The organism is Isoptericola sp. MSGPD8_1_ISO-PGPR-S23-394 (genome assembly GCF_058072785.1).
Genome location: NZ_CM176517.1, coordinates 1,547,148 through 1,571,231, shown reverse-complemented (window position 1 = coordinate 1,571,231; position 24,084 = coordinate 1,547,148). Strand labels below are relative to the sequence as shown.

The 24,084-nt window shown below is 72.0% G+C and carries 20 protein-coding genes and 1 tRNA gene; 15 read left to right on the top strand and 6 right to left on the bottom strand.

What is annotated here, in order from left to right; genetic code table 11:
* Nucleotides 1-22: 22 nt before the first annotated feature.
* The 4 genes from AC3RJ8_RS06965 (at nucleotide 23) to AC3RJ8_RS06950 (ending at nucleotide 4,272) form a co-directional block, all read left to right on the top strand.
* Nucleotides 23-736: an NAD(P)-dependent oxidoreductase gene (locus AC3RJ8_RS06965; protein WP_489715179.1), complete on the top strand. Its 714-nt coding sequence runs from the start codon at nucleotides 23-25 to the stop codon at nucleotides 734-736.
* Nucleotides 733-1,944: a DUF418 domain-containing protein gene (locus AC3RJ8_RS06960; protein WP_489715178.1), complete on the top strand. Its 1,212-nt coding sequence runs from the start codon at nucleotides 733-735 to the stop codon at nucleotides 1,942-1,944. Before AC3RJ8_RS06965 ends, AC3RJ8_RS06960 begins: the two co-directional genes overlap by 4 nt.
* A gap of 198 nt (nucleotides 1,945-2,142) precedes the next feature.
* Nucleotides 2,143-2,385, top strand: a complete 243-nt coding sequence (locus AC3RJ8_RS06955) for a hypothetical protein (RefSeq protein ID WP_489715177.1) — start codon at nucleotides 2,143-2,145, stop codon at nucleotides 2,383-2,385.
* Between the two features lie 177 nt (nucleotides 2,386-2,562).
* The gene (locus AC3RJ8_RS06950) at nucleotides 2,563-4,272 is read left to right on the top strand and encodes a serine/threonine-protein kinase (protein WP_489715176.1); all 1,710 of its coding nucleotides are present in this window, start codon (nucleotides 2,563-2,565) and stop codon (nucleotides 4,270-4,272) included.
* A gap of 16 nt (nucleotides 4,273-4,288) precedes the next feature.
* Here the strand turns inward: AC3RJ8_RS06950 and AC3RJ8_RS06945 are convergent, their stop codons facing one another.
* Nucleotides 4,289-5,314 carry a sodium:calcium antiporter gene (locus AC3RJ8_RS06945; protein ID WP_489715175.1) on the bottom strand — a complete coding sequence of 342 codons (1,026 nt, stop codon included), beginning with the start codon at nucleotides 5,312-5,314 and terminating at the stop codon, nucleotides 4,289-4,291.
* Between the two features lie 158 nt (nucleotides 5,315-5,472).
* On the opposite strand from AC3RJ8_RS06945, the gene AC3RJ8_RS06940 reads away from it, so the two are divergent.
* A complete protein-coding gene (locus AC3RJ8_RS06940) occupies nucleotides 5,473-6,441 on the top strand; it encodes a sigma-70 family RNA polymerase sigma factor (RefSeq protein ID WP_489715174.1) in 969 nt (322 codons plus the stop codon).
* Here the strand turns inward: AC3RJ8_RS06940 and AC3RJ8_RS06935 are convergent.
* Complete coding sequence (locus AC3RJ8_RS06935; RefSeq protein WP_489715173.1) at nucleotides 6,438-6,878, bottom strand: carboxymuconolactone decarboxylase family protein; 441 nt, start codon at nucleotides 6,876-6,878, stop codon at nucleotides 6,438-6,440. The genes AC3RJ8_RS06940 and AC3RJ8_RS06935 overlap by 4 nt on opposite strands.
* 122 nt (nucleotides 6,879-7,000) lie before the next feature.
* Here AC3RJ8_RS06935 and AC3RJ8_RS06930 point away from each other — a divergent pair, with 122 nt between their 5' ends.
* A complete protein-coding gene (locus AC3RJ8_RS06930) occupies nucleotides 7,001-7,501 on the top strand; it encodes a DUF1801 domain-containing protein (RefSeq protein ID WP_489715172.1) in 501 nt (166 codons plus the stop codon).
* Between the two features lie 13 nt (nucleotides 7,502-7,514).
* Here AC3RJ8_RS06930 and AC3RJ8_RS06925 read toward each other — a convergent pair.
* The 3 genes from AC3RJ8_RS06925 to AC3RJ8_RS06915 all read right to left on the bottom strand — a co-directional run bounded on the left by AC3RJ8_RS06925 (nucleotide 7,515) and on the right by AC3RJ8_RS06915 (nucleotide 8,573).
* A tRNA-Val gene (locus tag AC3RJ8_RS06925) sits at nucleotides 7,515-7,588 on the bottom strand.
* Nucleotides 7,589-7,696: 108 nt separating this feature from the next.
* The gene (locus AC3RJ8_RS06920; RefSeq protein WP_489715171.1) at nucleotides 7,697-8,161 is read right to left on the bottom strand and encodes a peroxiredoxin; all 465 of its coding nucleotides are present in this window, start codon (nucleotides 8,159-8,161) and stop codon (nucleotides 7,697-7,699) included.
* 7 nt (nucleotides 8,162-8,168) lie between these two features.
* A complete protein-coding gene (locus tag AC3RJ8_RS06915; RefSeq protein WP_407317429.1) occupies nucleotides 8,169-8,573 on the bottom strand; it encodes a DUF3052 domain-containing protein in 405 nt (134 codons plus the stop codon).
* A gap of 331 nt (nucleotides 8,574-8,904) precedes the next feature.
* On the opposite strand from AC3RJ8_RS06915, the gene aceE reads away from it, so the two are divergent.
* Nucleotides 8,905-11,652, top strand: a complete 2,748-nt coding sequence (gene aceE / locus AC3RJ8_RS06910; protein WP_489715170.1) for a pyruvate dehydrogenase (acetyl-transferring), homodimeric type — start codon at nucleotides 8,905-8,907, stop codon at nucleotides 11,650-11,652.
* 110 nt (nucleotides 11,653-11,762) lie between these two features.
* Here the strand turns inward: aceE and AC3RJ8_RS06905 are convergent, their stop codons facing one another.
* Complete coding sequence (locus AC3RJ8_RS06905) at nucleotides 11,763-12,458, bottom strand: hypothetical protein (protein ID WP_489715169.1); 696 nt, start codon at nucleotides 12,456-12,458, stop codon at nucleotides 11,763-11,765.
* Between the two features lie 107 nt (nucleotides 12,459-12,565).
* On the opposite strand from AC3RJ8_RS06905, the gene AC3RJ8_RS06900 reads away from it, so the two are divergent.
* The 8 genes from AC3RJ8_RS06900 to AC3RJ8_RS06865 all read left to right on the top strand — a co-directional run bounded on the left by AC3RJ8_RS06900 (nucleotide 12,566) and on the right by AC3RJ8_RS06865 (nucleotide 24,057).
* The gene (locus AC3RJ8_RS06900) at nucleotides 12,566-13,729 is read left to right on the top strand and encodes a PucR family transcriptional regulator (RefSeq protein WP_489715168.1); all 1,164 of its coding nucleotides are present in this window, start codon (nucleotides 12,566-12,568) and stop codon (nucleotides 13,727-13,729) included.
* 98 nt (nucleotides 13,730-13,827) lie between these two features.
* Nucleotides 13,828-14,799 (top strand): ACP S-malonyltransferase, encoded by a 972-nt coding sequence (locus tag AC3RJ8_RS06895; protein ID WP_489715167.1) that lies wholly within the window; start codon nucleotides 13,828-13,830, stop codon nucleotides 14,797-14,799.
* Nucleotides 14,796-15,806, top strand: coding sequence for a beta-ketoacyl-ACP synthase III (locus AC3RJ8_RS06890; RefSeq protein WP_489715166.1), 1,011 nt, complete (start codon nucleotides 14,796-14,798; stop codon nucleotides 15,804-15,806). The genes AC3RJ8_RS06895 and AC3RJ8_RS06890 overlap by 4 nt, the downstream gene beginning before the upstream one ends.
* 104 nt (nucleotides 15,807-15,910) lie before the next feature.
* Nucleotides 15,911-16,159 carry an acyl carrier protein gene (locus tag AC3RJ8_RS06885; protein ID WP_106269616.1) on the top strand — a complete coding sequence of 83 codons (249 nt, stop codon included), beginning with the start codon at nucleotides 15,911-15,913 and terminating at the stop codon, nucleotides 16,157-16,159.
* A 94-nt stretch (nucleotides 16,160-16,253) separates the two neighbouring features.
* Entirely contained in the window at nucleotides 16,254-17,504 is a 1,251-nt protein-coding gene (locus AC3RJ8_RS06880) for a beta-ketoacyl-[acyl-carrier-protein] synthase family protein (protein WP_489715165.1), read from the top strand.
* Between the two features lie 254 nt (nucleotides 17,505-17,758).
* Nucleotides 17,759-22,144, top strand: coding sequence for a choice-of-anchor G family protein (locus AC3RJ8_RS06875; protein WP_489715164.1), 4,386 nt, complete (start codon nucleotides 17,759-17,761; stop codon nucleotides 22,142-22,144).
* A gap of 126 nt (nucleotides 22,145-22,270) precedes the next feature.
* Complete coding sequence (locus AC3RJ8_RS06870) at nucleotides 22,271-22,975, top strand: DUF5819 family protein (protein WP_489715163.1); 705 nt, start codon at nucleotides 22,271-22,273, stop codon at nucleotides 22,973-22,975.
* A complete protein-coding gene (locus AC3RJ8_RS06865; RefSeq protein WP_489715162.1) occupies nucleotides 22,972-24,057 on the top strand; it encodes an HTTM domain-containing protein in 1,086 nt (361 codons plus the stop codon). The genes AC3RJ8_RS06870 and AC3RJ8_RS06865 overlap by 4 nt, the downstream gene beginning before the upstream one ends.
* The last annotated feature ends 27 nt before the right edge of the window (nucleotides 24,058-24,084 follow it).

Genomic DNA, 24,084 nt, shown 5'->3' with positions numbered 1-24,084 from the left:
GAGTTCGGACAATGGAGCGGCAATGAGCAGCAGGACGACGAAGGTCTGTATCGTCGGGGCTTCGGGCAAGCTCGGGCAGCACATGGTCCAGCACGCTCTCGACCGCGGTCACGAGGTGGTCGGCGTCTGCCGCGAGCGCAGCGTGCCGAAGCTCGACCGGTACGCCGACCGGATGACGATCGTCCCGGGCCCCACGAACGACCCCGAGGTGATCCGCCGTGCCGTCGCCGGCTGCGACGGCGTGCTCACCGTGCTCGCACCCTGGGGCGTGCAGCAGTACTCCTCGGGCACGGCACAGGCCGTGCTCGACCACGCCGATCCCGGCGCGCGTCTCGTGTTCTCCTGCGGCTGGCACGTCGCGCGGGACGACCAGGACCGGTACTCACGCCGGTTCCTCGCCACCGTGCGCCTGGTCACCTGGCTCGCCCGGGCGGTGCGCGCCGTCGAGATCGACGACCAGGTCGAGGCGTGCCGTCGCATCTTCGCCAGCGACCGCCGGTGGACGGTGGTGCGCGGGAGCGACCTCGAGGAGGGCCCGAGCCAGGGGCTGCCGGTCTGGAGCCCGCACGTCGGCGACCCTGTGCTCGCGAGCAACCTCACGCGACGTGTCGACTTCGCGCTGTTCATGGTCGAGGCTCTGGGTGACGACGACCTGATCCAGCAGGCCCCCGCCATCGTCGGACGCCTCTCCCCCAGCGCGCTGGCCCACCGTCCCGACGCCGAAGGAGCACGATGACGTTCCCCACGCCCGTCGCTGACCCGTCCCCCGGCGTCCGCGCCCTCGCCCCGGACCTCGCCCGGGGCCTCATGCTGCTGCTCATCGCGCTCGCGAACGTCCCGTGGTTCCTGTACGGCCAACCGACGTCGGCGACCAGCGCGCACCGCGAGCCGACCGGCGTCCTCGACGCCGTGTGGCAGTCCGTGGCCATCGTCGCCGTCGACGGGCGCAGCTACCCGCTCTTCGCGTTTCTCTTCGGCTACGGGATCTGGCAGTCCTTCTCCCGGCAGCGCGCCGCAGGACTCGACGAGCGTGCCGTGCGCCGTGCGCTGCAGCGCCGTCACCTGTGGCTGATCGCCTTCGGCGCGGTGCATGCCGCACTGCTCTGGTTCGGCGACGTGCTCGGCGCCTACGGCCTGGTCGGGCTCCTCGTGGTCTGGCTCTTCCTGGGCCGGGCGACCCGGACGCTGCTCGTCTGGGCCGGCGTGCTCACCGGCCTCCTCCTCGTCGGGGCGCTCGGCACCCTCGCGCTGGGCGCCGTGGTCCCCGCCGAGCTCGCCGAGATCCCTGGCGACGCCAACCCCGACCTCGCCGGCGTGACGCCCTACGCCGCGTCGATCCTGCCTCGCCTCGCCTTCTGGCTGCCCCTGACCGTGACCCAGGGCATCGTCGGGCTGGTCGTGCCGATCGCCGTCCTGCTCGGCATCGCCGGCGCCCGGTCCCGGGTCCTGGAGGATCCCGCCGCACACCGGCGCCTGCTCGTGCGCACCGCCGTCGTCGGCGTCGCGATCGGCTGGCTCGGAGCGGTGCCGTCGCTGCTCGTCCACCGGGGCACCTGGGACGTGCCCGCGTGGACTCCCACGGTCCTGCACCTCGCCACCGGCCTCTTCGCCGCACTGGGCTATGCGGCACTCTTCGCCCTGCTCGCGCTGCGCCTCCCCGTGGACGGCCCCCCACGCGGGATCACGGCCGGCCTGACGGCGGTGGGGCGGCGCTCGTTGACCAGCTACCTCCTGCAGTCGGCGATCTTCGCCCCCCTGCTCTGCGCCTGGGGCCTGGGCCTGGGCCTGGGCGGCGTCCTCCACCAGTGGCAGGCGGCGCTCGTCGCGGTCGCGGCCTGGCTCGTGACCGTCGTCGTCGCGTTGCTGCTCGCCCGCGCGGGGCGCCGGGGTCCTGCCGAGCACGCGCTGCGCGCGCTCACGTACCGGCGGCGGTCCCTCCGGTAACGTCTCGGGCGACCGACCGCGTCGACGAGGAGCTGTACTCCGGTGACCACCACCGACCGTGACGAGACGTTCACCCTGATGCACCGCAGCAACTTTCTCGGCACACCCGCCGACGACCCGGCGCTGGGCCGTGTCAACCGCTGGGAGTAACGAGGGATGCGGTGGTCGGCGACGCGACCGGCGGACGGCGAGCCGCCGATGCCCGTCACCGTCCGTTGCTCGGAGTGCGACGAGCCCGTCGAGATGCTCGTCCGGTCCCACAGCGGCACCCGGCGGATCCGGGCGATGTTCCGCTGGGCCGCCGTGACGGTGGCCTGGACCCTCGTGCTCAAGGCGGCCAACCAGATCGGCGTGAGCGGAGGCGGGGCGGGCTCGGCGATCTTCGCGAAGCACCTCATCAGCCGTGCGCAGCAGGCACCGGACGCGCGGCCCCTCCCTTGACGACCGGCTCGGGCCTCCGCCCGTCCGCCGACGGGACCGCCCCACGACGGGCTGCACCCGTCCCCCACCGACTATCCTGTGACGGCCGATGATCCAGATGACGCAGACCACCCGACCATCCGTGCCGCGACGCCCGGTCCCCTTCGTCGACGCCGCGGCCCGCCAGCGGTGAACGACATGTCACCTGCCGGGGAGTCGGAGTCCGGGGCCGTGGTCCTCGGCGGTACGTACGCCCTGGGCGCCATCCTCGGCACCGGAGGCACCTACACCGTCTACGAGGCCACCCGCGTCCGCGCGACGGGGGCCGACACGGACGACGACGGCACCGGTGGCTCCGGGACGGGAGGCGAGCCGGCGCTGGTCGTCAAGGTCCTGCACCCGCACCTGGTCGACGACGAGACCGCCCGTGCCGCGCTCGCCCGCGAGATCGCGGCATCCGCCCTCGTGGACCACCCGGGCGTCTCGAAGATCCTCGACACCGGCGAGGACGAGGTCGCGGGCGCGACCGTTCCCTGGGTGGCGGCCCGCCGGCTTCCCGGTGTCCCCCTCTCCGAGGTGGCGGCCGGCGACGGCCTGCCGTGGCGGGAGGCGCTGGCCCTGACCAGCGGGCTCCTCGACGCGCTGGCGGCGGTCCATGCCGCCGGGCTGGTGCACCGCGACGTCGGCCCGCGCAACGTCGTCGTCGAGCGGCACGACGGCGGCGACCCGACCGTCGGCCTGCTCGACCTGGGCCTCGCCGCCCCCGGCGGCGGCGGCGGCGACGGCGACCTCGTCGCCGGCTCGGTGGCGAGCATGTCGCCCGAGCAGGCCCGGGGCCGGCCCCTCGACGCACGCAGCGACCTGTACGCGGTCGGGTCGTTGACGTACTTCGCCCTCACCGGGCACGCCCCGTACGAACGGGCCCGGCCCGACGACGTGCTGCGCGCCCACGTGGGCGCGCCGGTCCCCGCGCCGTCCGCGCGACGCGCCGCCGTGCCGGTCGCCGTGGACCGGTTCGTCGCCCGAGCGATGGCCAAGGACCCGGCGCACCGGTTCGACTCCGCCGAGGCGATGCGTACCGTCGCCGCGACGCTCGGGGGCGTCGGTGCGCCCGCGACCGGGGCCGGGGCCGAGGTGCCAGGCCCTGGCACAACCATGACGCTGGGGCAGATCGCCGCGGAGGACCCCGACCGCACGGCGGTCATCGGCGCGGCCGGGGCCGCGGCCGCGGTGGCCGCCGCGGCGGACGCGGAGGCCGAGCTCCAGCGCACCCGCCAGCTCGGTGCGGTCGACCCGTCGGACGCACCGGCCGAGGACTCGCCCGCGCCGCCCGTCGCCGCAGGAGAGACCCCGTCCGATCCGTCCGACGACGCACCCGCCGGCGCGCGCTCCACCCGCCGCACGGTGCTGGCCGTCGTGCTCGTGCTCCTGCTGGCGGCTGGCGGAGCGGGGGCGTTCTGGGCGCTGCGCGACACCGACGGCAGCGCACCGGTCGCGCCGGCCACACTCAGTCCGTCCCCGTCACCGTCCCCGTCGAGCACACCTACGGAGACGCCCACCACGGCCCCGCCGGTCGGTCCCACCACCCAGCCGGACCCGACTGCGGAACCCACGCCCACGCCGTCCGCGACGCCCAGCGACGACGCGACACCCACCCCGTCACCCACGGAGGAACCGGAACCGTCGCAGGACCCGACACCTCCGCCGACGTCGGACCCCACACCCACCGACGACCCCGCACCGACGTCGGACCCCACACCCACCAGCGACCCGGAGCCGACGTCCGAACCGGACCCGACCCCCACCAGCGACCCGGAGCCGACGTCGGAACCGGGCACCGAGCCCACCGACGACGGCGAGCCGGTGGCCGACGACGAGCCGGCGAGTGCGGACGACGCCACACCCTGACGCCCCCGTCGACCGCTCAGGCCCACACCACCAGCGCGACCGTGCCCAGGTAGATCGCCGGGATCGCCACCCCCTCGAACCCGATTCCCCGCTTGTCACGCATCACCAGGCCCGTGGCCAGGGTGGCCGTGATGAGCATGGTCCCGCCGAGCAGCACCAGCGCCGCCGGGCCGGCGTCGGTGTAGACCGAGCCGGGCAGGTAGGTCGCGTCCGCGACCGCGACCATGAGCATGTCGTAGACGTTGCCGCCGATGACGTTGCCGATCCCGAGGGTGAGCTGGCCCATCCGCACCGCGGTGACCAGCACCACGAGCTCCGGCAGCGAACTGATGGCGGTGGTCAGCGTGAACCCCACGACGCCGCCGTCCAGGCCGGTCGCGGCGACCACGGCCAGACCTGCGCGTCCGACGACCCAGCCGGCGACGCCGACCACCACACCGAGGCCGGCCAGCGACCACCACAGCCGCGACGTCGACGTCCCCGCGGCGACGGCCTCGTCGTCCCCGGCGTCGTCGTCGGCCGTCTGCGCCGTCCGGATGGGCTGCCACATCGGGGCGCGGTGCATCTGACGCAGCAGCACGAGCCCGTACCCGTAGAGCAGCGGGATCGCCAGGGTCAGGGGATGGATCCAGCCGATCGTCAGCGTCGGGGTGGCGTAGGCGACGACCGGCACGGCCAGCAGCGCCATGAGGAGCAGGGACTGCAGGACGTTCTGCAACGAGGCCGCCGCGTGCTCGAGGTTCACCCGCCGGTACACCAGGTCCGCGATCGCGAGCCACACCGTCTGCAGGGCGACACCGCCCACCGGGTTGGCCAGGGCGAAGGCGGCGTCGCCCTGCAGGGCGCCTGTCACGACCGTGACGTTCCCCGGCAGGGACGTGACCGACCCCAGGAGCAGCGCGCCCCCGACGGCGTCACCCAGGCCCGTCCGGTCCGCGAGCGCGTCGGCGACGCCGGTCAGCCGGACGCCCGCGATCACGATGACCACAGCCATGGCCGCGAGCGCCAGGGCGCTGGGCAGCAGGGGCCAGGTCCCGTTCATCGGCGCCCCCCGACGACAGCTGGCCTGCCCACCGGTGCGCTCGGGGCGCGGGCCGGCTCGACGCTGGACGGACTCCTCCGGAGTGCGGGACACCTCACGTCGACGACGCTACTGCGCCGGGCGGGTCCACGGTCGACGGACCGCGCCACGGTGGCATCATGACTGCCGTGCCGAGATCGTCCGTGACCACGACCGAGGCCGGCACGCCAGGCCTCGAGGGCGAGCGACGCCGTCTGACCCTGCTCGCCTACCGGATGTGCGGGTCGTGGGCGGACGCGGAGGACGTGGTGCAGCAGGTCTACCTGGAGTGGTGGCGCGTCCACGAGTCGGTGGACAACGGCCCCGGCTGGCTCACCCGGACCACCGTCCGGCGCGCCATCGACGCACTGCGGGCACGGCAGCGGGACGCCACCTACGTCGGTCCGTGGCTCCCCGAGCCCGTCGTCCAGGACCGAGGCGGCGAACCGCACGCCGTCGCCGAGCAGTCGGAAGCGATGTCGACCGCGTTCCTGCTGCTCGCCGAGTCGCTGACACCGCCGCAACGAGCCGCCGTCGTCCTCCGTGCCCTGCGCTACGAGCACGCGGAGGTCGCCGACATCCTGGGGATCTCGCCGGCGGCGGCCCGGCAGCACCACGTGCGCGGGCTGCGGCGCCTCGCGGAGCGCGACGGTCGGGCGTCTGCCGTGGCCGCGACCGTGGGCCCGTGGGCGGGTGAGCGTCCGGAAGGCGTCCAACCTCCCGACGCCCGGGCCGAGGCGGCCCGCCTGCTCGCCGCCTTCCTGACCGCGGCCCGCCGCGGTGACACGGCGGCCCTCACCGCGCTGCTCCACGAGGACGTCCAGGCGTACAACGACGGCGGCGGCCGGACCAGGGCTGCCCGTCGGGTCGTCACGGGCGGTCGGCACGTCGCGCGGTTCGTGATCGGCGTGGCCGGCCGGCACGAGGGCCGGCGTGCCGTGCGGCTCGTCACCGTCAACGGCACGCCGGGTGCGCTCGTCACGCTGGCGGGCATCCGCCACGTGCTCTCGCTGGAGGTGCGCGACGGACGCATCTACCGCCTGTTCGACGTGTGCAACACCGACAAGCTGTCGGCCCTGCGCACGTCCGCCGCGCGCGGCTCCGCCTAGCTCTCCAGCGGTGCCGGGCCGAGCCGGGTGGAGACCCCCATGCGGTTGAGCAGGTTGATCGTCCCGATCGCCAGGATCAGGTCGGACATCTCGCGCTCCGAGAACGCGGCGGCGGCAGCGAGCCACGTCTCGTCGTCCACGCCGCCCGCGATGCGCGTGACCTGTTCCGCGAGGGCGAGCGCGGCCCTCTCCTGCTCGGTGAAGAAGCTCGTCTCGCGCCAGGCGGCGACCGCGTAGATCTTGCGGGCTGGCACGTCGGCCGCCGCCAGGTCCGTGGCGTGCCGGTCGACGCAGAAGGCGCACCCGTTGAGCTGCGAGGCACGCAGGTTGACCAGGTCCAGCAGGACCGGATCCAGGTGGCGTCGGGCATACGCGTCGAGCGCTGCCACCGCCCGGTACCCCTCGGGAGTGTGCTCCTTGATGGCCAGTCGAGTCATCGATCCTCCTCGTCGTGGGCCCCACGGCGGGGCCCTGCACGCTGTTCGTCGACGACGGCGGCGCCCGTGTGACACGCGTGCGTCAGGAATCGAGAAGTGCCGGTGGGCAAGGTGCGCCTAGCGTGGGCAGCACGATCACCGAGACCAGGAGGACCGTCGCCATGAGCACGAGCAGCAGCACGCAGGGCCGTCGCACGCCAGGATTCTCCGACGAGGAGCGCGCCGCGATGAAGGAGCGCGCCGCAGAGCTGAGGACCGAGGCAGAACGAGGGCGTGGCAACAAGAAGGCCGCCGACGAGCTCGCGGTGCTGTCGAAGATCGCCGAGATGGAGACGTCCGACCGAGCCGTCGCCGAACGCATCCACGCCCTCGTCACCACGGCAGCGCCCGAGCTGTCCCCCAAGCTCTGGTACGGGCAGCCCGCCTACGCCAGGAAGGGGAAGGTCGTGTGCTTCTTCCGCAGCGGCGACGTCGACAAGGAGCGCTACTCCACGTTCGGGTTCACCCCGGAGGCGGTCCTCGACGACGGCGACGGTCTGTGGGCGACATCATTCGCCGTCGCCGGTCTGAGTGACGAGGCCGAGAGGAGGATCGTCTCGCTCGTCGAGAGGGCCATGAGCTGACGATCGCTCTCGGTGGGCCCGGAGGGACTCGAACCCCCGACATCCACGGTGTAAACGTGGCGCTCTGACCAACTGAGCTACAGGCCCCGGCAGCCACGGGCAGCAGCCCTGGCAGCGCAGGAAAGGATACCGGTCCCCCGGCACAGGCTCGAACCGTGCGGCCGACGACCGGCGGTCGCGGCGGCGAGCGAGGTGCTACACCTCTGACAGCGCCGCCCGGTACGCCTCGAGCTCGCGGCGCTGCCCCCGCGGGCGCACCACGGACCAGCGCACGATGCCGTCGGCGTCGACGAGGAAGGACCCGCGCAGCGCGTTGCCGGACTCCTCGTCGAAGACCCCGAAGCCGCGCGCGGCGGCGCCGTGCGGCCAGAAGTCGCTGAGCAGGTCGAAGCCGAAACCCTCGACCTCCTGCCAGGCCTTCAGCGCGAACACGGGGTCTGTCGAGACGCCGAGCACGCGCACGTCGGCGGCCTCGAAGTCCTCGATGTTGTCGTGCAGCTCCCGCAGCTCACCGGTGCAGGTGCCGGAGAAGGCGAACGGGTAGAACACCACCAGCACGTTCTCGCCGCGCAGGTCCGCGAGCTGCGTCGGGGTGCCGTGCGTGTCCGGCAGCGTGAAGTCCGGTGCCGGGTCCCCGGCACCCGGCACGCGGCTGCTCATCGGCGCGCTACCGACCGCGCGGCGCCAGTCGCGTGGCAGACCAGTCCTCGCCCGCGGCGAAGGTGCTGGTCGCGTGCAGGCCGGCCGTCGTGGCGGCCTCCATGATCTCCTCGTGGGCCACGTGGCCCTCCCGCCGCGGCTTGCGCGTCAGGAGCCAGACCTGGCCTCCGTCGTCGAGCGCGGTCTGGACGTCGACGAGCATGTCCGTCAGGTCGCCGTCCTCCTTGCGCCACCAGACGATGACCCCGTCGATCACGTCCCCGTAGTCCTCGTCCACGAGCTCGCCGCCGGCCATGCCCTCGAGCGCTTCGCGCAGAGGCTCGTCGACGTCGTCGTCCCACCCGAACTCCTGCACGACCTGACCGGTGGTGAACCCGAATCGCTCGGCCGGGCTTTCCGCCTGCTGTCCCACGTGGACCTACGTTCCTTCCGTCGTCGGCAGATGCACCCCGTGGTGCGCCTGTGAGCGTCAAGGTAGTGCACGCGGCGCCGTCATGCGCGCCGGTCCACCGGCCCCGACGGCGTCCTCGACCGGTTGTCGACGCATCACCATGACGTAGATCACGGATTCTTGACCGCAACCTGGTGTCCGGGCCGAGGAAAGTCAGGACACAATGAGTAGTGACCACCCGTGGGTGGACCGCGCCGTCGCGACCTCGGCGTCGCGGCCGACCCTGCACGGGACGCCTGACACGAGCGGTCGCCGGACCACGGCGGCAGCCCGCAGAAGAGAGAGGTTGCTGGTGGCTTCGTACGACGAGACCGGACCGCTGATCGACGGTCTGCTCAGCGCTGTGCCGGACATCGACCCGTCCGAGACGTCGGAGTGGGTGGAGTCCCTGGACGGGCTGATCGACGACAAGGGCGGCCCGCGGGCGCGCTACGTGATGCTCAACCTGCTCCGCCGTGCCCGGGAGCGCAGCGTGCAGATCCCCACGTCGGTGGCGACCCCGTACGTCAACACCATCGGTGTGCACGAGGAGCCCTACTTCCCCGGCGACGAGGCACTGGAGCGCAAGTACCGGTCCTGGAACCGCTGGAACGCCGCGGTCATGGTGACCCGTGCCCAGCGCCCGGGCCTGGCCGTCGGCGGCCACATCTCCTCCTACGCCTCGGTGGCAACCCTCACCGAGGTGGGCCTCAACCACTTCTTCCGCGGCAAGGACCACGCCGGCGGCGGTGACCAGGTGTACTTCCAGGGGCACTCCTCCCCCGGCATGTACGCCCGCGCGTTCCTCGAGGGCCGGCTCACGGCCGACCAGCTCGACGGGTTCCGTCAGGAGAAGTCGCACCCCGGTGGCGGGCTCCCCTCCTACCCCCACCCGCGCCTCATGTCCGACTTCTGGGAGTTCCCGACGGTCTCCATGGGCCTCGGCCCGGCCTCGGCGATCTACCAGGCGTGGACGAACCGGTACCTCCACAACCGCGGCATCAAGGACACCAGCCAGCAGGACGTGTGGGCGTTCCTCGGTGACGGCGAGATGGACGAGCCGGAGTCGCGCGGGCTCATCCAGCACGCGGCGCACCAGGGCCTGGACAACCTGACGTTCGTCGTCAACTGCAACCTGCAGCGCCTCGACGGGCCGGTGCGCGGCAACGGCAAGATCATGCAGGAGCTGGAGGCCCAGTTCCGCGGTGCCGGCTGGAACGTCATCAAGGTGGTGTGGGGCCGCGAGTGGGACGCCCTGCTCAACGCGGACAAGGACCGCGCCCTGGTCAACCTCATGAACTCCACGCCCGACGGCGACTTCCAGACCTACCGGGCCGAGTCCGGCGCGTTCATCCGCGAGCACTTCTTCGGTCGCGACCCGCGCACCAAGGCCCTCGTCGAGAACATGACCGACGAGGACATATGGAACATGAAGCGCGGCGGGCACGACTACCGCAAGATCTACGCCGCCTACGCCGCGGCGCGGGCCCACACGGGCCAGCCGACGGTGATCCTCGCGCAGACGGTCAAGGGCTACGCCCTCGGCTCCGGGTTCGCCGGCCGCAACGCCACGCACCAGATGAAGAAGGTCAAGAACACCGACCTCAAGGTGCTGCGCGACACGCTGCGCATCCCGCTGAGCGACGAGCAGATCGACGCCGAGCCCAACCTGCCGCCGTACTTCCACCCCGGCATGGACGACGACGCGGTGCAGTACATGCTCGAGCGCCGCCGTCAGCTCGGTGGCTTCGTCCCGGAGCGGCGCTCGTCGCCGAAGCCGGTCAAGCTGCCCGAGCCGAAGACCTACGAGCTGCTCAAGAAGGGGTCGGGCACGCAGGAGGTCGCCTCGACCATGGCGTTCGTGCGCCTGCTCAAGGACCTCATCAAGGACAAGGAGCTCGGCCCGCGCATCGTGCCGATCATCCCGGACGAGGCGCGCACCTTCGGCCTGGACGCGATCTTCCCGAGCGCCAAGATCTTCAACACCGCCGGTCAGAACTACCTCGCCGTGGACCGCGAGCTCATGCTGAGCTACAAGGAGTCCGAGGCCGGTCAGATCATGCACACCGGCATCAACGAGGCCGGGTCGGCGGCCGCCTTCCAGGCGGTCGGCACGTCGTACGCCACCCAGGGCGAGCACATGGTGCCGTTCTACATCTTCTACTCGATGTTCGGCTTCCAGCGCACGGGCGACCAGTTCTGGGCCGCGGGCGACCAGCTCACGCGCGGGTTCATCATCGGCGCGACGGCGGGACGCACCACGCTGACCGGCGAGGGTCTGCAGCACGCCGACGGGCACTCGCCGCTGCTGGCGGGGACGAACACCGCGATGGTGCAGTACGACCCGGCGTACGGCTACGAGATCCGCCACATCGTGCGCGACGGCATCGAGCGCATGTACGGCGACGGTTCCGACGGACGCGACCAGAACGTCATGTACTACCTCACGGTGTACAACGAGCCGATGGTCCAGCCGGCCGAGCCGGAGGACGTCGACGTCGAGGGCATCCTGCACGGCATCCACCGCATCTCCGTCGAGGAGGGCGAGGGGCCCAAGGCTCAGCTGCTCGCGTCGGGCGTCGGTGTGCCGTGGGCCCTCGAGGCGCAGCAGCTGCTGCGCGAGGACTGGGGCGTCTCGGCCGACGTGTGGTCCGTGACGAGCTGGAACGAGCTGCGTCGTGACGCGCTCGCCGCCGAGAAGGACGCGCTGGTCGACCCCGCGTCCGAGCCCCGCGTGCCGTACCTGACGCAGAAGCTCGCCGACGCGTCGGGCCCGTTCGTCGCCTCCAGCGACTACGACCACCTGGTCCCCGACCAGATCCGGGCGTGGGTCCCCGGCGACTACGCGGTGCTCGGCGCCGACGGCTTCGGCTTCTCGGACACCCGCGCCGCCGCTCGCCGGCACTTCCTCATCGACGGGCCGTCGATGGTCGTCAAGACCCTGCAGCAGCTCGCCCGTCGTGGCGAGGTGCCGCGTGAGGTCGTGGCGCAGGCCGTCGAGAAGTACCGCCTCACGGACGTCACGGCCGGGACGTCGGGCTCGGTGGGCGGCGACAGCTGAGTCCCCCGGGACGACGCGTCCCTCGGTGACGTGAGAACGCCCTTGCCGCCCGTTCGGGCGGCAAGGGCGTTCTCACGTACTGGGCGAGCGGCGACTCGCTGCGGCTCGCGCTACCGCGGCGAGCCCGGGGTCGCCTCCGCGGACTCGGCCGCGGCGACGGCCGCCTCCAGCTCAGGGCGCAGCGACGCCACCGCGGCGGCGTCGGGATGCTCGGCCAGGGTCTGCAGGTGCTGCTTGGCCTCGTGGACGCGCTCCGCCTCCAGCGCCGCCAGGACGAGCTGTCGCCCCACCTCCGGTGTCTGCTCGCGCACCCGCCAGTGACCGATCCCCAGCCCGAGCGCCTCGACGGGCATGCCCGCGTCGCGCAGCACCTGCAGGCTCTCGGCCAGGGCGGCGCCGGTCCCCTCTCGTTCCGCGGCCGTGGCGAAGCGGCGCGACGCCCCCTCGGGATCCTCGACGACGGACAGCCGGCCGAGCTCGAGCAGCGGGCGCCACGCCTTCGGGTGGCCGGCGAGCTCCTCCGCCAACGACCACACCGCCAGGTCGGCCTCCTGCTGACGGTCCGCCTCCTCCTCGGGTGCGGTGAGCGGGTCCTCGGTCGACGGCTCCGCCGCCCGGCGGCGGACCAGCTCGGCGAGCGCGTCGAACGCCCGCGCGTCGTTCGGGTCGTCGTGCAGCATCGAGCGCAGCGCGTCCTCGTGGACGGTGTCGCCGTAGCGGCGGGTCTCGCTCGGGCGCCGGGTACCCACGCGCGACGTCGATCGTTGCCGGCGCATCAGCTGGCGGAGTCGGGGCAGCAGAGCCATAGCACGACCATATCGGCTGCGGGCTCTCGAGGTCGGTCGAGCGCGACCGGCGCATCAGATGGACGTCGTTTGTGCACTCCCCACAACATTGGCCCTATCCTCGTGGCATGCCGACCTCGACCGTCTCGCGCGACGAGAACATCCAGCGCGTCCGCGAAGGCCTCGGCCTGCTCACGGCGGCGGCGATGCGCCGGCTCGACGAGGAGGTCGTCTGGTACCGCCAGCTGCCCGCCGAGGACCGCTCCTACGTGGCGCTCGTCGCCCAGACGGGCATCAACGCGTTCGTCACCTGGTTCGCCGACCCGAAGCAGACCCCGCACGGCGTCGGCGAGATGTTCGCCGCGGCGCCGCCCGAGCTGACACGCTCGATCTCCCTGCAGCACACGCTGCAGCTCGTCCGGCTCATGGTCGACGTCGTCGAGTCGCACTCCGACCAGATCGCCTCGCCCGGCTACGAGCGCGAGCTGCGCGAGGCCGTCCTGCGGTACTCACGGGAGGTCGCGTTCTCCGCGGCCGAGGTCTACGCCCGGGCGGCCGAGGTCCGCGGCGCCTGGGACGCCCGGCTCGAGGCCCTGGTGGTCGACGCGATCGTGCGCGGGGACACCGACGACGCCCTGCGCTCGCGCGTGTCGGCACTGGGCTGGAGCGGTCGCGGCCAGGCCCTCGTGGTCGTGGGCGAGGCGACCTCCGGCCTGGACGACGTCGGCACCGCCGACCTGCGTCGGGCGGCCCGCCGAGCGGCCGGGGACACCCTGGTCGGCATCCATGGCGACCGGCTCGTCCTGGTGCTCGGCGGCGAGGGCGACCTCGTGGCCGCCGCCAGCTCGCTGCTCGGCCGCTTCGGCCCCGGACCGGTCGTGTTCGGGCCGGTGGTGGCCAGCGTCACCGAGACCCCGGCGTCGGCACGCTCGGCGCTCGCCGGGCTCGCGGCCGCGCCGGCCTGGCCCCAGGCGCCGCGGCCCGTGCCGGCGGACGACCTGCTGCCCGAGCGTGTCCTGACCGGCGACCGCACGGCGCGGCGCGTGCTGGTGGCCCAGGCCTTCCGCCCGTTGCAGGAGGCCACGGGCTCAGTGCTGGACACGCTGTCCGCCTACCTCGGGACGGGCCGCTCGCTCGAAGCCGCCGCCCGCCGGCTGTACGTCCACCCGAACACCGTCCGCTACCGGCTGCGCAAGGTCTCCGAGATCACCGGCTGGGACCCGCTCGACGCGCGGGAGTCTTTCGTCCTGCAGGTCGCCCTCGCGCTCGGCCAGCTCGACCCGGCGGACTGATCCGGCCGACGGCGGTTGAGGATTCCCACAATCGCCTCCGGTCAGGTTGGTGCGGGTCGCCACGCACCGCGGAGCCGCGCAGGTGGCACCGTGGTCACGTGCTCGCCGTCGTCTGCCCTGGACAGGGCTCTCAGACCCCCGGGATGCTCAGCCCCTGGCTGGAGCTGCCCGGCACCACCGACCTGCTCGACTCCTTCTCCGCGGCCGCGGGCAGCGATCTCACGCTGCACGGGACGACCTCGGACGCGGACACGATCCGTGACACCGCCGTCGCTCAGCCGCTCATCGTCTCGGCCTCCCTGCTGGCCCTGCGCACGATCCTCGACGGACGCGCGACGACCGACGTCGTCGACGTCACCGCCGGGCACTCGGTCGGCGAGCTCTCCGCAGCGGCCGTCGCCGGCGTGCTCGACGACGCCGGCGCCGTCGGGCTCGTCTCGCACCGCGCGCGGGCCATGGCGGACGCCGCAGCGGCCGCACCGTCCGGCATGAGCGCCGTCGTCGGCGGCGACCCGGACGAGGTGCTCGCCGCGATCGAGGCCGCTGGGCTGTACCCGGCCAACGTCAACGGCGGCGGCCAGGTCGTCGCCGCCGGCGACACGGAGCGCCTGGCCGCTCTCGCCGAGAACCCGCCGGCCAGGACGCGGGTCATCCCCCTGCCGGTCGCCGGGGCGTTCCACACGCCCTTCATGGAGCCGGCCCGCGCCTCCTTCGAGAAGGTCGCGACGACGTGGCTCGCCACCGATCCTCGCCTGCCGCTGCTCAGCAACGCCGACGGCGCCGCCTACGCCACCCTCGGCGAGGGGGCGCACGGTCACGGGCGGTCCACCGACGTCCTGGCCCGCCTCACCGCGCAGGTCACCGCGCCCGTGCGCTGGGACCGGTGCCAGGAGACGCTCGCGGGACGCGGCGTGACCGGGATCCTCGAGCTCGCCCCGGGCGGGGTCCTGACGGGGCTGGCGAAGCGGGCGCTCAAGGGCGTCGAGTCGGTGGCCGTGAAGTCGCCCGACGACGTCGAGGCCGCCCGCGACCTGATCGCCCGCCACTCCGCCGTCGGCGCGGCGGCATGAGCGCGCGCAAGACGCTGCGCCAGGCGGAGCCTGTCCGGTACTCGCGGCTCCTGGCCGTCGCGGGCGAGCGTGGCAGCGAGACGGTCACCAACGACGACGTCGCCGGACCGATCGACTCCTCCGACGAGTGGATCCGTCAGCGCACCGGCATCGTCACGCGGCGCCGCGCTACGGCCGACGTCGACGTGCTCGACCTGGCCGAGGCTGCCGCCCGCAAGGCGCTCGACGCCGCCGGCCTGGTCGGCGCGGACGTCGACGCGGTGATCCTGTCCACGATCACCTACTTCCACCAGACGCCGTCGGGCGCCGCGATCCTGGCCGACCGCCTCGGCGCCACGCCCGCCGCGGCCTACGACATCTCCGCGGCGTGCGCCGGGTACGCCTACGGCATCGGGCAGGCCGACGCCCTCGTGCGGTCCGGCGCCGCCCGGCACGTCCTGGTGATCGGCGCCGAGAAGCTCAGCGACGTCGTCGACCCCACCGACCGCTCGATCTCTTTCCTGCTCGGCGACGGCGCCGGTGCCGCCGTCGTGGGACCGTCGGACACCCCCGGCATCGGCCCGACGGTGTGGGGGTCGGACGGCTCCAAGGCGCAGGCGATCCGCCAGACGCACTCCCTGCAGGAGCTCGCCGCCGACGGCGCGCTCGGCATGCCGACGCTGCGCCAGGACGGGCAGACGGTCTTCAAGTGGGCGAGCTTCCAGATGGCGCCCGTCGCGGCGAAGGCGATGGCCGAGGCCGGGGTGGAGGCGGAGGACATCCAGGTCTTCGTCCCGCACCAGGCGAACATGCGGATCATCGACCAGATGGTCAAGCAGCTCGGCCTGCCCGAGAACGTGGTCGTCGCCCGTGACATCGCCGACACCGGGAACACCTCGGCGGCCTCGATCCCGCTCGCCACCGAACGCCTGCTCGCCGAGGGCGCCGCACGCCCCGGCGACCTCGCGCTGCAGATCGGGTTCGGTGCCGGGCTGGTCTACGCCGCCCAGGTGGTCGTGCTCCCGTAGCGACGCCCCGTAGAGTCCGAACCCGGTGGTGCGCGAGAATCGCACTGCCACACCCCGACCCGGTGCCGGACGGCCGGTACCCCGTTCAAGGAGAGAAGCACCCCATGGCTCACACCGCATCCGAGATCCTCGAGGGCCTCGCAGAGATCGTCGCCGAGGAGACCGGTCTGCCGACCGACGCCGTCGTCGCCGAGAAGTCCTTCACAGACGACCTCGACATCGACTCGCTGTCGATGATGACGATCGTCACCCACGCCGAGGACAAGTTCGGCGTCCGCATCCCGGACGACGAGGTCAAGAACCTCGCCACCGTCGGCGACGCCGTGAAGTACATCGAGGGTGCCCAGGCCTGAGGCCTGACCGACGCACCGCGTCGCCGCGCGGGCAGGCCGTCAGGCCGCCCGCGCGGCGCCTCGCACCGAACCACACCGAACCAGGAGCTCCCCCATGACCGCAGCTGCCTCACGCGACGTCGTCGTCACCGGCCTTGGTGCCACCACCCCGCTCGGCGGGGACGTGCCCAGCACCTGGTCGGCAGCCCTGGCCGGGGAGTCCGGTGCGCGGACCATGGACAACGACTGGTCCGAGAAGTACGGCATCCCGGTCACCTTCGCCGCGACCATCAAGGTCAAGCCCGAGGACGTCCTGCCCCGCCCCGAGATCAAGCGCATGGACCCGTCCGCGCAGTACGCCATGATCGCCGCCCGGGAGGCCTGGCAGGACGCCGGCGCCCCGGAGGTCGACGGCGAACGCCTGGGTGCCGTCGTCTCCTCCGGCATCGGTGGCATCTGGACGACGCTGGACGGCTGGGACACCCTGCAGGAGCGTGGCGCCCGTCGGGTGCTGCCGATGACGGTCCCCATGCTCATGCCGAACTCCCCCGTCGCGTACGTCTCGCTCGAGTTCGGTGCGCAGGCCGGCGCGCACTCGCTGGTGTCCGCGTGCGCCTCGGGCGCCGAGGCGATCGGCTACGGCATCGACATGATCCGCGCCGGGCGGGCGGACGTGGTGGTCTGCGGCGGCACCGAGGCGACGATCCACCCCATGCCGATCGCCGCGTTCGCCGCGTCGCGCACCCTGTCGCTGCGCAACGACGACCCGGCCGGCGCGTCCCGGCCGTACGACGTCGACCGCGACGGTTTCGTCATCGGTGAGGGCGCCGCCGTCGTCGTCCTCGAGAGCGCCGAGCACGCCGCCGCCCGCAACGCCCGCGTCTACGCACGGCTGGCGGGGGTGGGGCTGTCCTCCGACGCGTACCACATCACCTCCCCCGACCCGGAGGGCAAGGGGCAGGTCTCCGCGATGCGGCGGGCGCTCGCCGACGCCGACGCCGCCGGTCCCGACGTCGCGCACGTCAACGCGCACGCCACCTCCACCAAGGTGGGTGACCTGACCGAGACCCGGTCGATCCGGGCCCTGCTCGGGGCGGACGCCGACCACGTCCAGCTCTCCGCGACGAAGTCCATGACCGGGCACCTGCTCGGCGGCGCCGGGGCGCTGGAGACCCTGTTCACGGTCAAGGCCGTGCACGAGCGCCTCGCTCCCCCCACGATCAACGTGGCCAACCCGGACCCCGAGCTCCAGGTGCCGCTGGTGCGTGACACCCCGTCCGCGCTGCCCGACGGCGACATCGTCGCGATCAACAACTCCTTCGGGTTCGGCGGTCACAACGTGGCGCTGGCGGTCACGAACGCCTGAATCCTGCGGGGCAGAGCCGACCGGGTGAATTTCCCGGGTGAAGTTCTCTCCGCTCGCGACGGTGACATCCCTCACTTAGCGTGAGTGCCGCAAGCGACAATTGCACGGCACTCTTCCGCCTTAGGGGGGCCACCATGGCCGCACCGCGCCTGCACGACCACAATGCCAGCCGAGAACCGGCGAACTCACCACCACCACCTCGCCAAAGACGACGATCGAGGCATGGACACGGCAAGGGCGCTGCCGCGTTCGCCGTGGCCGCCGGTGTCGCCGGAGCTGCCGCGCTGGCGGGCGTCCCTGCCGCCTCGGCGGCACCGACGGACGACAGCGAAGCCCTCGGCAAGTTCCTCGGCGGGAGCGCTGGGACCATCGACCTCGACGATCTCGCCACGGTCGAGGGAGCCCTGGCGGAGTACCCGTCGGGCAGCGAGCTCGAGACCAACCCACTCGCGGCCGACGTCCTCAACGCACTCTCGGTCGACCTGGGTGGTGGGCTGTCGCTCTTCGGGGACACCGGGCTCATCGAGCTCGGCGCCGTGAACCAGTACGCGTCCGCGGACGACACCGGCGCGGCTGCTGCGTCCGGTGCGGTCAGCGACCAGGGCGCGATCGAGGTCGGTGGCAGCACCGAGTTCCCGTCCGACGCGAACGTCACCCTGACGCCACTGCTTGCGGACGCCGGGCTCGACGACGTGCTCTCGCAGCTCGACCTCGAGCTCGGTGCACTGTCCAGCACCGCGACGTGGGCGCCTGACGGCGAACCGGTCGGCGACTACCAGATCGCCGGCTCGACGTTCCAGATGGAGAGCCCGGCCGTCTCCGGCATCGCGACACTCGTCGACGACGAGGTCGTGCCCGAGGTCGACGACGCGGTGGGATCGCTCGTCGGACCGGAGGGACTTCTCTCCGACGCGCTCGGGACGATCGACGCGCTCGCACCAGTACTCGCGGCCTTGGGTTCCGAGCTGACCGTCGACTCGGCGATCACCCTCGACACCGAAGCTGCTCTGGACCCTGTGCTCGATCAGGACTTCGGTGACGAGGGTGTGGTCATCAACGTCGGGGCAGGCACGATCGACGTGGACCTCGACACGATCCTGGGTGGCGAAGGCTCGCTGAACGGGTTCGACCCCAACACCGAGGTGCTGTCCGCGGATGCGCTAGCAGCGATCACGGACGGTCTCAGTGCCGCTCTGGACGACCTGACGCTCGCTCTCGTCGACGCGGTCGACACGGCGCTGCAGGCGGCGGCTCTGACATTCACCGCGCAGGGGAGCCTCGTCGGCGGGCTCACCGCGCTCGACATCACGCTCGACAGCACGGTCGGCGACGTCGTCGGCGGCACCGTGGACCCGGGCGACGCGTCCATCACGATCTCGCTGGCCGGTCTCCCCGTGACCCTCCCGCTCGGGGACCTCACCAACGCACTCGCGGGGCCGCTGAACGATGTCCTCTTCGACGAGAGCACCGGACTGGTCAGCACGCTGGCGGGCACCATCAACACCACTGTGGTCGACCCGACGCTGGCGGCGCTGTCGCCGGCACTCCAGGCCCTGAACACCGTCGTGAGCCTGGTGGCGAACGTCCAGGAGCAGCCGGGCGAGCTCCCGGCGCACGACCCGACGGGTACCGAGTCCTTCACGCAGCGGGCACTGACGCTCACGCTGCTGCCGGGCGGTACGCCGCTCGCCCAGGTCGACCTGGCCTCCTCCACGGTACGAGCCGTCGAGGTGCTGGACCTCGCGGTCACGGTCACCCCGGACACCGCCGCACCCGGTGACACCGTCACCGTGGACGGCACCGGCTACACCCCGGACGCCACCGTCACGGTCGAGATCCGCGACTCCGAAGGCACCGTCATCGCCACCGTCGAGGACGTGCCCACCGACGCCGAGGGAGCCTTCACCACCCCGGTGACCATCCCGGGCGACACCGCCGAGGGCGACTACACCGCCGCTGGCATCGACGACACCACCGGCCAGGAAGCAGAAGCTCCCCTGACCATCGCCGAGGTCGTCCTGGACCTGGCCGTCGCGGTCACCCCGGACACCGCCGCACCCGGTGACACCGTCACCGTGGACGGCACCGGCTACACCCCGGACGCCACCGTCACGGTCGAGATCCGCGACTCCGAAGGCACCGTCATCGCCACCGTCGAGGACGTGCCCACCGACGCCGAGGGAGCCTTCACCACCCCGGTGACCATCCCGGGCGACACCGCCGAGGGCGACTACACCGCCGCTGGCATCGACGACACCACCGGCCAGGAAGCAGAAGCTCCCCTGACCATCGCCGAGGTCGTCCTGGACCTGGCCGTCGCGGTCACCCCGGACACCGCCGCACCCGGTGACACCGTCACCGTGGACGGCACCGGCTACACCCCGGACGCCACCGTCACGGTCGAGATCCGCGACTCCGAAGGCACCGTCATCGCCACCGTCGAGGACGTGCCCACCGACGCCGAGGGAGCCTTCACCACCCCGGTGACCATCCCGGGCGACACCGCCGAGGGCGACTACACCGCCGCTGGCATCGACGACACCACCGGCCAGGAAGCAGAAGCTCCCCTGACCATCGCCGAGGTCGTCCTGGACCTGGCCGTCGCGGTCACCCCGGACACCGCCGCACCCGGTGACACCGTCACCGTGGACGGCACCGGCTACACCCCGGACGCCACCGTCACGGTCGAGATCCGCGACTCCGAAGGCACCGTCATCGCCACCGTCGAGGACGTGCCCACCGACGCCGAGGGAGCCTTCACCACCCCGGTGACCATCCCGGGCGACACCGCCGAGGGCGACTACACCGCCGCTGGCATCGACGACACCACCGGCCAGGAAGCAGAAGCTCCCCTGACCATCGCCGAGGTCGTCCTGGACCTGGCCGTCGCGGTCACCCCGGACACCGCCGCACCCGGTGACACCGTCACCGTGGACGGCACCGGCTACACCCCGGACGCCACCGTCACGGTCGAGATCCGCGACTCCGAAGGCACCGTCATCGCCACCGTCGAGGACGTGCCCACCGACGCCGAGGGAGCCTTCACCACCCCGGTGACCATCCCGGGCGACACCGCCGAGGGCGACTACACCGCCGCTGGCATCGACGACACCACCGGCCAGGAAGCAGAAGCTCCCCTGACCATCACCGACGGCGGCACCGAGGTCGACGGTGTCGAGGTCGACGGCGTTGAGGTCGACGGCGTCGAGGTCGACGGCGTTGAAGTTGACGGCGTCGAGGTCGACGGCGTTGAAGTTGACGGCGTCGAGGTCGACGGCGTTGAAGTTGACGGCGTCGAGGTCGACGGCGTTGAAGTTGACGGCGTCGAGGTCGACGGCGTTGAAGTTGACGGCGTCGAGGTCGACGGCGTTGAAGTTGACGGCGTCGAGGTCGACGGCGTTGAAGTTGACGGCGTCGAGGTCGACGGCGTTGAAGTTGACGGCGTCGAGGTCGACGGCGTTGAAGTTGACGGCGTCGAGGTCGACGGCGTTGAAGTTGACGGCGTTGAAGTTGACGGCGTCGAGGTCGACGGCGTTGAAGTTGACGGCGTCGAGGTCGACGGCGTTGAAGTTGACGGCGTCGAGGTCGACGGCGTTGAAGTTGACGGCGTTGAAGTTGACGGCGTTGAAGTTGACGGCGTCGAGGTCGACGGCGTTGAAGTTGACGGCGTTGAAGTTGACGGCGTTGAAGTTGACGGCGTTGAAGTTGACGGCGTCGAGGTCGACGGCGTTGAAGTTGACGGCGTCGAGGTCGACGGCGTTGAAGTTGACGGCGTCGAGGTCGACGGCGTTGAAGTTGACGGCGTCGAGGTCGACGGCGTTGAAGTTGACGGCGTCGAGGTCGACGGCGTTGAAGTTGACGGCGTTGAAGTTGACGGCGTTGAAGTTGACGGCGTCGAGGTCGACGGCGTTGAAGTTGACGGCGTTGAAGTTGACGGCGTTGAAGTTGACGGCGTTGAAGTTGACGGCGTCGAGGTCGACGGCGTTGAAGTTGACGGCGTCGAGGTCGACGGCGTTGAAGTTGACGGCGTCGAGGTCGACGGCGTTGAAGTTGACGGCGTCGAGGTCGACGGCGTTGAAGTTGACGGCGTCGAGGTCGACGGCGTTGAAGTTGACGGCGTCGAAGTCGACGGAACCGAGGACCGTGACCTGTCGGCAGCGTTCGACAAGCCCCAGGTCGAGCGCGGCGAGGAGCAGACCTTCAGTGCGTCGGGCTTCGAGCCTGGCGAAGAGGTTCAGGCCGTCATCAACTCCGAGCCACTGGTCCTCTCGGTCCAGGAGGCCGACGACGGCGGCGACGTCACCTGGACGTTCGTCGTGCCGGCGGACTTCGAGGCGGGAACACACACGGGTACCGCCACGAGCGTCGAGGAGGATGATTCCGTCGTCGCGAGCTTCCAGGTCGCCCTGACACCGTCCGACCCCGGCGGTACGGGCGGGGACACCGGTGTCGACGGCACAGGTGGCTCGGGAAGCAGCGGTGGGTCAGGTGGAACGCCCACCTACTCCAGTGGGGGTGGCATGCTCCCAAAGACCGGTTCGGAGGTCGCGACGTATCTCGCGATCGCGTTCCTCCTGACCGGTGCGGGCGCGGTGGCACTGCGCGCGGCCAAGCGTCGTACGCTGTCGGTGACCGACTGAGTCCGACGACCGCAGGATGACCGACGACCCGGTGCGACGTCCGTCGCGCCGGGTCGTCGGGCACGTACCGCCCGACCGAGCTCAGGGGAGACAGTGACCGAGACGAGCACCCGCAGACCCGCGTGGGTGGTGATCGTCGCAGGGGTGCTGGGGCTCGTCGTCGCCGCACACACGGCGGCGACGTTCCTGTGGATCGCACCGGAGAACGCGTTCAGTCGCGCTGCCGACGACCCGCTCGAGTCGGCCATGGACCCGGTCTTCCAGCAGAACTGGTCGCTGTTCGCCCCGACGCCCATCAACGTCGGCAACTCTCTCGAGGTGCGGGCCCTCGACGCCGATCTCGAGGCCACCGCCTGGGTCGACGTCACCGATCTGGAGATCACCGCCAACTTCACGCACCATCTGCTCCCCAACCGCGGGAGCCGGCCGACGCGGATGCTGGCCGCGCGGGCCCACGCCCAGTTCTCGAAGCTCTCGGACGACGAGCTGGAGGTGCTGGGCCAGCATTACCACGAGGACGCCTGGCCCCGCCTGGCCGAGGCCCTGGACGCCGCTGAGGGGTCGTCGTCCGCCGCCCGACGCGAGCTCGTCCTCCAGTACGACAAGGTCATGGCCGCCTACGCCACCGAGTTCGCGCGCGCCACGGCGACCGAGGTCGATCCGGTGTACGTCCAGTTCCGGGTGGTCCGGCAGCGGGCGACCCCGTTCCTGCAGCGCGACGGTGCGCCGTCGGAACCGACGACGTACACGTTCGGGCGTCGCCCGATGTACGAGTTCCCCCGGCAGGACTCGGATGCGTTCGACGAGGCGATCGAGAGGTTCCAGGGATGAGCGTCACAGCTGCCGTCCGTCCGGCCCGCGAGCTCGGCGAGCGGGCGCTCGCCTGGGTGAGCGACCGCCGTCGTGCCACGTACGGCAGCGCACTCGTCCGGATCGCCTTCGGCGGCGGTGCCCTGGTCTTCCTGCTGACGCACCTGCCGAACCGTGAGTACCTGTGGGGCCAGGCGGCACGGTGGGCCGCTCCGCTCGACGACAACGGCGGGTTCGAGGCGCCCTTCACCGTGTTCGCCGGGGGGCTGGGCTCGGTGCAGCTCACCATCGCGTACGTCCTCCTCACTCTCCTGGCCGCACTCGTGACCGTCGGGTGGCGCAGCCGGTGGGTGACCCCGGTCTTCCTCGTGCTCTGGGTCAGCCTGCTTGAGTCGAACCCGCTGACCGGCGACCAGAGCGACAACATCTTCCGCATCCTGCTGTTGTACCTGTGCTTCGCCGACCTGGGGGGCCGCTGGTCGCTCGACGCTCGCCGACGCGCCCGGGCGGTCGCGCGCTGGGGCGTCCCGCGTCCGTTCGGACGCTTCGGCTCCGAGGCGGCGAACGCGCGGGCGGTCCAGCTGGGGACGCTGCTGCACAACTTCGCGATCGTCATGGCGGGCGCGCAGATCTGCCTGATCTACGTCGCCTCGGGCCTGTACAAGGCGCAGGGCCTGCGCTGGCAGGACGGCACGGCGATCTACTACCCGCTGCAGCTGTCGCACTACCGCCCGTGGCCGTGGCTGGCCGACCTGCTCGTGGCCAACCCGTTCATGGTGGCCGCCGTGACCTACTTCTCGGTGTTCATCCAGCTGTTCTTCCCGCTGATGCTGCTGCAGCGCTGGACACGGATCATCGCGATCCTCGGTGTCTTCGCGATGCACACGGGCATCGCGGTGGCGATGGGGCTGCCGTTCTTCTCGCTCTTCATCATGGCGGGCGACTGTCTGTTCGTGCGGGACGCGACGTTCGCCGCGATCGAGCGGCAGGTCCGACGACGCACGTCACGTCTCGCTCGACGCGTGCGCGGGACGCCCGTCGCTGTCCCGGACGACGTCGACGCGGAGCCGCAACGCGTCGAGGGTGAGCTCGCCCCCCGGTGACAGGCCCTTCGGGGACCGGCCACCGGG

What these genes read in the sequence shown, in the direction of transcription:
- AC3RJ8_RS06965 (WP_489715179.1), top strand. Translation starts at nt 23, where the DNA reads ATGAGCAGCAGGACGACGAAGGTCTGTATCGTCGGGGCTTCGGGCAAG.
- AC3RJ8_RS06960 (WP_489715178.1), top strand. Translation starts at nt 733, where the DNA reads ATGACGTTCCCCACGCCCGTCGCTGACCCGTCCCCCGGCGTCCGCGCC.
- AC3RJ8_RS06955 (WP_489715177.1), top strand. Translation starts at nt 2,143, where the DNA reads ATGCCCGTCACCGTCCGTTGCTCGGAGTGCGACGAGCCCGTCGAGATG.
- AC3RJ8_RS06950 (WP_489715176.1), top strand. Translation starts at nt 2,563, where the DNA reads ATGTCACCTGCCGGGGAGTCGGAGTCCGGGGCCGTGGTCCTCGGCGGT.
- AC3RJ8_RS06945 (WP_489715175.1), bottom strand. Translation starts at nt 5,314, where the DNA reads ATGAACGGGACCTGGCCCCTGCTGCCCAGCGCCCTGGCGCTCGCGGCC.
- AC3RJ8_RS06940 (WP_489715174.1), top strand. Translation starts at nt 5,473, where the DNA reads ATGACTGCCGTGCCGAGATCGTCCGTGACCACGACCGAGGCCGGCACG.
- AC3RJ8_RS06935 (WP_489715173.1), bottom strand. Translation starts at nt 6,878, where the DNA reads ATGACTCGACTGGCCATCAAGGAGCACACTCCCGAGGGGTACCGGGCG.
- AC3RJ8_RS06920 (WP_489715171.1), bottom strand. Translation starts at nt 8,161, where the DNA reads ATGAGCAGCCGCGTGCCGGGTGCCGGGGACCCGGCACCGGACTTCACG.
- AC3RJ8_RS06905 (WP_489715169.1), bottom strand. Translation starts at nt 12,458, where the DNA reads ATGGCTCTGCTGCCCCGACTCCGCCAGCTGATGCGCCGGCAACGATCG.
- AC3RJ8_RS06900 (WP_489715168.1), top strand. Translation starts at nt 12,566, where the DNA reads ATGCCGACCTCGACCGTCTCGCGCGACGAGAACATCCAGCGCGTCCGC.
- AC3RJ8_RS06890 (WP_489715166.1), top strand. Translation starts at nt 14,796, where the DNA reads ATGAGCGCGCGCAAGACGCTGCGCCAGGCGGAGCCTGTCCGGTACTCG.
- AC3RJ8_RS06885 (WP_106269616.1), top strand. Translation starts at nt 15,911, where the DNA reads ATGGCTCACACCGCATCCGAGATCCTCGAGGGCCTCGCAGAGATCGTC.
- AC3RJ8_RS06880 (WP_489715165.1), top strand. Translation starts at nt 16,254, where the DNA reads ATGACCGCAGCTGCCTCACGCGACGTCGTCGTCACCGGCCTTGGTGCC.
- AC3RJ8_RS06865 (WP_489715162.1), top strand. Translation starts at nt 22,972, where the DNA reads ATGAGCGTCACAGCTGCCGTCCGTCCGGCCCGCGAGCTCGGCGAGCGG.